The organism is Mycobacterium sp., from assembly GCF_049280035.1.
Lineage (GTDB): Bacteria > Actinomycetota > Actinomycetes > Mycobacteriales > Mycobacteriaceae > Mycobacterium.
In genome coordinates this window covers 1-6,912 of sequence record NZ_JBAPPI010000376.1, presented here as the reverse complement: position 1 = coordinate 6,912, position 6,912 = coordinate 1, and the positions used below count along the sequence as shown (strand labels likewise).

6 protein-coding genes are annotated in these 6,912 nt (G+C 63.2%); 3 read left to right on the top strand and 3 right to left on the bottom strand.

Features of this window, described 5'->3' with window-relative positions; genetic code table 11:
* Nucleotides 1–310, bottom strand: a 310-nt coding sequence (locus WAN71_RS12745) for a DUF222 domain-containing protein (protein WP_422225677.1), incomplete at its 3' end; no start/stop codon positions are given.
* Between the two features lie 131 nt (nucleotides 311–441).
* Between WAN71_RS12745 and WAN71_RS12740 the strand changes: the two genes are divergently transcribed.
* Nucleotides 442–3,354 (top strand): aminotransferase class I/II-fold pyridoxal phosphate-dependent enzyme, encoded by a 2,913-nt coding sequence (locus WAN71_RS12740; protein ID WP_422225676.1) that lies wholly within the window; start codon nucleotides 442–444, stop codon nucleotides 3,352–3,354.
* Nucleotides 3,355–3,403: 49 nt separating this feature from the next.
* Entirely contained in the window at nucleotides 3,404–4,261 is an 858-nt protein-coding gene (locus tag WAN71_RS12735; RefSeq protein WP_422225675.1) for an SDR family oxidoreductase, read from the top strand.
* On the opposite strand, the gene WAN71_RS12730 is transcribed toward WAN71_RS12735, so the two are convergent.
* Nucleotides 4,262–4,597: a YnfA family protein gene (locus WAN71_RS12730; RefSeq protein ID WP_422225674.1), complete on the bottom strand. Its 336-nt coding sequence runs from the start codon at nucleotides 4,595–4,597 to the stop codon at nucleotides 4,262–4,264.
* Nucleotides 4,598–4,801: 204 nt separating this feature from the next.
* Between WAN71_RS12730 and WAN71_RS12725 the strand changes: the two genes are divergently transcribed.
* Entirely contained in the window at nucleotides 4,802–6,196 is a 1,395-nt protein-coding gene (locus WAN71_RS12725; RefSeq protein ID WP_422225673.1) for an NAD(P)/FAD-dependent oxidoreductase, read from the top strand.
* Between the two features lie 3 nt (nucleotides 6,197–6,199).
* Here the strand turns inward: WAN71_RS12725 and WAN71_RS12720 are convergent.
* The coding region (locus WAN71_RS12720; RefSeq protein ID WP_422225672.1) for a cellulase family glycosylhydrolase at nucleotides 6,200–6,912 on the bottom strand (713 nt) is incomplete at its 5' end.

The following is a 6,912-nucleotide window of genomic DNA, read 5'->3' as shown; positions in this document are numbered from 1 at the left end:
ACACGGCGCCGAGTTTCGGCAAGCGCTCGGCCAATGCCAGGCCGTAGCGAAGTTGGCCGGCCGCCCGGCCGCGACTGATCCCCTGCGCGGCGGCCACTTCGGCGGCCACCTGCTCCCAACCGTCGATGCACCACTGCTCGCGGTCGTCGCCTTGTTCAGCCAGCCGCCGCTGATAGAGCCGAGCCGCGGCGGCGAACTTGCGCGCGGTGGCAGCCGACTCCACCCGCGCTGCGTCGCGCATCGTGTCCACCAGGCCCGCGTCGTCGAGGCCGCCCAGCGCCTCGATGTCCGGCAGTCGAACTTCGAACATACTTTCGATTATGCCACGTAGGTCCGACATTGCCGACTGTGCAGCCTGTTGGGGCTGCCACGCATTGTTTCTTCTTTTGTCACCAAGCGGCGGACTGGGTCTGCGAACCTTGACTCGACGAAAGGGCCGCCATGACAGAACACCTGCGTGCTTACAACAGTCTGTGGCAGGTCCGCAGCGACTCGTGGTGCCGGTTGGAGGAGGCCGCGGATCGGCTGACGCGCCCGGACACCGAGGGAGCGTTGAAAGAAAAGTGCGTGGCAGCCTGCCAGGAATTGCTGGCTCGCCTGAGCACTTTGGAGCCCTATTGGGCCTACCCCGGCTCGCTGCAATTCGCCCGAGTTCAGCGACTTTTTGCCATAGGCAGTTACGAAAAGTTCTGCCAAGCGGTTGCGCGGGTCAACCGAGCGCTGACCACGGAGTCGTACCGCTCCGGGGACGTGGAGAACGCCGGTGCCGACGAGCTGGACATGTTTCCGTCCGATCCGCGTCAGCTCGAGCGTCAGACAGAAGCAGAGCGCGACCGCCCCTATTTCGAAGTGCTCGTCGTCGAAAAGATGACCGAAGCGCAGGAACGTGCGCTGCGCAACGAGGTCCGCAAATGGCGTCGCCCGGACGACGAATTCGTCTACGAACTAGTGGTGGTGGCCAGCGGGGACGAGGCGCTCATCGCGGCGCGGCTCAACGTGAACCTGCAGGCGGTGGTGATCCGGCGACGCTTTTCACATCAGTCAACCCGGGACCTGTCCTCCCTGTCGGAGTTCGTCGATACCGGGGTGTCGCACGACTTGGCCGATCACTATTCGCCCGAAGAACGCGCGCAGATCCTCGCCACGTCGATGGCGAAGTTGCGGCCCGAGCTTGACCTCTACCTGATGACCGAGATCGAGGTGGAGGACATCGCCGGGCGCCTGGGCCAGTACTTCCGCCGGGTGTTTCACGCTCGGGAAGGCATGCTCGAGTTGCACCTGTCGATCTTGCAGGGTGTCGAGGCGCGCTACCGCACCCCGTTCTTCAGCGCGCTCAAGCAGTACAGCCACCGGCCCACGGGCGTCTTTCACGCCTTGCCGATTTCGCAGGGCAAGTCGATCGTCAACTCGCACTGGATCAAGGACATGGTCGGCTTTTACGGCCTGGAAGTGTTCATGGCCGAGACGTCGGCGACGTGCGGCGGTCTTGACTCGCTGCTGGAGCCGACCGGTCCGCTGCGTGAGGCCCAACAGCTCGCGTCGAAAGCTTACGGCTCGCGGCACACGTACTTCGTCACCAACGGAACGTCGACGGCTAACAAGATCGTCACCCAGGCGTTGGTAGCACCGGGCGACATCGTGCTGCTGGACCGTAACTGCCATCAGTCGCATCACTACGGCATGATGATGGCCGGCGCGAACGTCATTTACCTGGAAGCCTATCCGCTCAACGAGTACGCGATGTACGGCGCGGTGCCGCTGCGCGAGATCAAGTCAAAGTTGTTGGCGCTCAAGCGTGCCGGCAAGCTCGACCGCATCAAGATGATGTCGCTGACGAACTGCACCTTCGATGGGATCGTCTACGACGTGGAGCGCGTGATGGAAGAGTGCCTCGCGATCAAGCCCGATCTGGTGTTCTTGTGGGACGAGGCGTGGTTTGCCTTCGCCCGGTTCCACCCGGTCTACCGCACCCGCACCGCGATGGCGTCAGCACAGGCGCTGCGCGAACGGCTGCAGAGCCCCGACTACAAGCGTCAGTACGAGAAGTACCTGGCTGACCAGACCGCTGAGAAGCCAAGCGACGATGACCTGCTGGACCGCCGCCTGATGGCCGACCCGGCACGGGCGCGGGTGCGGGTGTATGCCTCGCAGTCGACTCACAAGACGTTGACCGCGCTGCGGCAGGGATCGATGATTCACGTCTTCGATCAGGACTTCGACCAGAAGGTGGCCGTGCCGTTCCACGAGGCCTACATGGCGCACACGTCGACCTCACCCAACTACCAGATCCTGGCGTCGTTGGACCTGGGTCGTCGTCAGGTGGCGCTGGAAGGCGCCGAACTGGTGCAGCGGCAGATCGAAAACGCCATGCAGTTGCGTGACGCGATCGACAACCATCCCTTGCTCAGCAAATACATGAACTGCCTTGGCACGTCTCATCTCATCCCGGATCGCTTCCGCCCGACGGCCATCGACCAACCCTTGCGCTCGGGGCTGCGCAACATGATGGCCGCCTGGCACGATGACGAGTTCGTGCTCGACCCGTCGAGAATCACGTTGTCGATCGGTCGTACGGGCTATGACGGCGACACGTTCAAACGCGAACAGCTGATGGATCGTTACGGCATACAGATCAACAAGACGTCCCGCAACAGCGTGCTGTTCATGACGAATATCGGCACCACGCGCAGCTCCGTCGCGTTCCTCGTCGAGGTCTTGGTCAACATCGCCTCCGAGCTCGACCAGGCAATCTCCGAGATGAGTCTGGGTGAGCGCGAACACTTCGAGCAGGCGGTGTATCGGCTGACCGAACGTCCGGTGCCGCTGTGCGATTTCAGCGGTTTTCATCCGGCGTTCCGGGATCACAGTGGAGCCGAGCCGACACCCGAAGGTGACGTCCGCCGCGCTTTCTACCTGTCATATGACGACACGAACTGTGAATACCTCACCGGTGAGCAGATTGACGAAAAGCTGGACGCCGGAGTCGATATCGTGTCCGCCACCTACGTGACGCCCTATCCTCCGGGCTTCCCGGTTCTGGTGCCCGGTCAGGTGTTCAGCCGCGAAATCTTGCAATTCATGCGCGATCTGGACACCAAGGAGATCCACGGCTACGAACCGAACTTCGGCTATCGCGTCTACACGGAGAAGGCGATCGAGATGGTCGGCGCATCGATTGGGCTACCGTCCAACGGCCACCACACCGAGGTAGCTACGCCTGCAAAGCCGTCGAAGAAGAAGCCCGCGAAGCGCGGTGGGAACGGTCGCGAAAGCAACCTTCCCGAGGTCGGCCAGGATGAGCTGCTCGGCCAGCAGCAGCCCGGCGACGCGGTGCAAGCTGACACCAGCTCCTAAGGATGACCACGGTTCCCCGGCATACTTGACACCTGTAAAGTCCGTCGACATGGACAACATCAGGGGTAAGACCGTCGTCATCACCGGTGCTGCCCGCGGCATCGGGCACGCCACCGCGAAAGCGCTGCTGGCGCGGGGCGCACGGGTGGTCATCGGCGACCGGGACGTCGACGTACTCGAGAGCGCCGTCGCCGGGATGAGCAGCCTCGGTTCGGTGTCGGGCCATCCACTGGACGTCGCCGACCGCGAATCGTTCGCAGCCTTCCTCGACAAGGCCCGCGCTGACGGAGGTGGGCACATAGACGTGCTGATCAACAACGCCGGCGTCATGCCGGTAGGCCCATTCCTCGAGCAATCGGCGCAGGCGATCCGCTCATCGATCGAGGTCAACTTCTACGGTGTGCTCACCGGCTGTCAGCTGGTGCTGCCGGAAATGGTGAAGCGCCGCAGCGGGCACATCATCAATATCGCATCGTTAGCCGGCATGGTGGCGGTTCCTGGCCAAATCGTCTATGCAGGAACCAAATTCGCGGTCGTCGGCGTGTCTACCGGGATGGCAGATGAATTCGCCCCGCACGGCGTCAAGGTCAGCGCGGTGCTGCCGACATTCACCAACACCGAACTGATCTCGGGCACTTCGCCGTCGGCAGCGCAGAAGCCGGTGGAGCCCGCAGACATTGCCGCGGCGATCGTCAAGGTGCTCGACAAGCCGAAGACCCAGGTGTCGGTGCCCGGCAATGGCCGGTTCATCGCCATCGTGGCGCAGCTGTTGTCGGACCGGGGCCGCCGCTGGCTGAACAAGAAGATGGGCAACGACACGGTGTTCCTCAACTTCGACGCAGGCGTCCGTCGGGCATACGAAGACCGCGCGCAGCACGCGACGGGCGTCGTCGAGCACAAAGATTGATTACCGCCCGCGCGGCGCGTACATAATCACGCCGACCCCGGCCAGGCACACCGCCGCGCCGATAATGTCCCAGCGGTCCGGGCGAAACCCGTCTAGCGCCATGCCCCAAGCCAGCGACCCGGCGACGAACACACCGCCGTAGGCGGCCAAGACCCGACCGAACTGGGGATCGTCTTGGAAGGTGGCGACAAAGCCGTAGGCACCCAACGCGATGACGCCGAGGCCGGCCCAGATCCATCCGCGATGCTCGCGCACACCTTGCCAGACCAACCAGGCGCCGCCGATCTCGAACACCGCAGCCGTCGCAAACAGCAGGATTGATTTGGCGATATTCACCGCAGCACCTCCATCGTTGTGAGCGATTACCCGCAAATCGGCCCAGCTTTTCCCGCTTATTTCGTACCAGTTCACGAGTATGAAATGCGGCCCGCGGTGCTGTGCCCGCGGATCCAGCAAAACCGAGCTTGGAGTGCGGCATCGGCCTAGCCTGAAGACAACCTTGCGGCCCAAGCGAAGTCGTCATCAAGGAGGTGTGTCAGCATGCCGGCTGCCGGCACGCGCCACCGCGTCGTCATCGTCGGATCGGGATTCGGCGGTCTGACCGCGGCCAAGGCGTTGAAGCGAGCCGACGCCGACGTCACCCTGATTTCGAAAACCACCAACCATCTGTTTCAGCCGCTGCTCTATCAGGTGGCGACCGGGATTTTGTCCGAAGGCGAGATCGCCCCGACCACCAGACTGATCCTGCGCAAGCAAAAGAACGTCCGGGTGCTACTCGGCGATGTCGAAGCGATCGACCTCAAGACGCAGACGGTGACGTCGAGGCTGATGGACATGCACACAGTGAGCCCGTTCGACAGCCTCCTTGTCGCCGCCGGTGCGCAGCAGTCCTACTTCGGCAACGACCGGTTCGCCACCTGGGCGCCTGGTATGAAGACGATCGACGATGCCCTGGAGTTGCGCGGCCGGATATTGGGCGCGTTTGAGGCAGCGGAAGTCGCCACCGACCCGGCCGAACGGGAACGGCGCCTGACGTTCGTGGTCGTCGGTGCCGGGCCGACGGGCGTCGAAGTGGCCGGACAGATCGTGGAACTCGCCGAGCGGACCCTGGCGGGGGCGTTTCGCACTATCAAGCCCAGCGATTGCCGGGTGATCTTGCTGGACGCCGCGCCCGCGGTGTTACCACCGATGGGGAAGAAGCTGGGCCTAAAAGCACAGCGCCGGCTGGAAAAGATGGACGTCGAGATCCAGCTCAACGCGATGGTGACGAATGTCGACTACCACGGCATCACCATCAAGGACGGCGACGGAGTGGAGCGCCGCATCGAATGCGCGTGCAAGGTGTGGGCAGCCGGTGTCCAGGCCAGCCCGCTCGGCAAGCTGATCGCCGAGCAGTCCGATGGCACCGAAATCGACCGGGCCGGGCGGGTATTGGTGGAGCCCGATCTCACCGTCAAGGGACACCCGCACGTCTTCGTCGTGGGTGACTTGATGACGGTGCCGGGCGTGCCCGGGATGGCGCAGGGTGCGATCCAGGGCGCAACCTACGCCACGAAGTGCATCAAGCGCTCGCTGAAGGGCCACGACGATCCGGCCCACCGCGCTCCGTTCAACTACTTCGACAAGGGCAGCATGGCGACGATTTCCCGATATAGCGCCGTCGCGCAGGTCGGCAAGCTGGAGTTCGGCGGCTTCATCGCGTGGCTGGCCTGGCTGGTGCTGCACCTGTACTACCTGGTCGGCCACCGGAACCGCATCGCCGCTATGTTCGCCTGGGGGATATCGTTTTTGGGCCGCGGCCGTGGGCAAATGGCTATCACCAGCCAGATGATCTACGCCCGGCTGGCGATGAGCCAGCTGCAAGCACAGACGCGGGAGGCTCTGGCGGCGGTCGAGGAAGCCGAAGACGTTGAACAAGAGTCCGCCGGCTCTTAAGACTTAACCCGCGCTCGACGCGCTCAGCATTTTGATTGTTTGAGGCTCGTTGCCCTGGAAGGGCGTTCCATCCGGCCGCAGCAGATCATGGAACCACACTTTGGGAACCGCCGCATACGGCTGGTCCCACGAGTCCCAAGGGAAGTAGGTCTGAGTCTTCCCAGCGACCAGGCCCCAGTTGATCGCACCAACATTGTGCCGCTTGGCAATTGGCAGGATGCTCTCGATAGTGCTGCCCATCGGCCGCGCCATGTACTCGGTGCACAAGATCGGCCGCCCTTGCGGAGCAAGCTCGGCGATTCGAGACTCGAAGGTCTCCGGTTCGGCATAGGAATGGAAGGTGAGCACGTCTGAGTTGGCAAGCTGAATGCCCGCGATTGTGCTGCGGCTTGCGGGATCTGCCCACTCGCCATTCCACACACCACTGGTCAACGGTTGGCGGGGATCAACCGAACGTGCCCAGGCGAACACCTGCGGCAGCAGATCCGCGACACGTTCCAGTTTGTCGGCCCGCTCGACGTTGCGATACTGCTTCGCAGGATTGTCGGGTTCGTTCCATAGGTCCCAACCCAAAACACGGTCGTCATTGCGGAACTGGGTCAAAACACCGGTGACATAGTCCTGCAGGGTGCGCGTGTAGCGACGGTCATCGATGCGTTCGGCGCCGGGACTCTGCACCCAACCGGAGTTGTGCACCCCGGGTGTCGGTGCATGCT

Bases quoted from the DNA above. Each gene is read 5' to 3' on its own strand.
- WAN71_RS12740 (WP_422225676.1), top strand. From the start codon at position 442: ATGACAGAACACCTGCGTGCTTACAACAGTCTGTGGCAGGTCCGCAGC.
- WAN71_RS12735 (WP_422225675.1), top strand. From the start codon at position 3,404: ATGGACAACATCAGGGGTAAGACCGTCGTCATCACCGGTGCTGCCCGC.
- WAN71_RS12725 (WP_422225673.1), top strand. From the start codon at position 4,802: ATGCCGGCTGCCGGCACGCGCCACCGCGTCGTCATCGTCGGATCGGGA.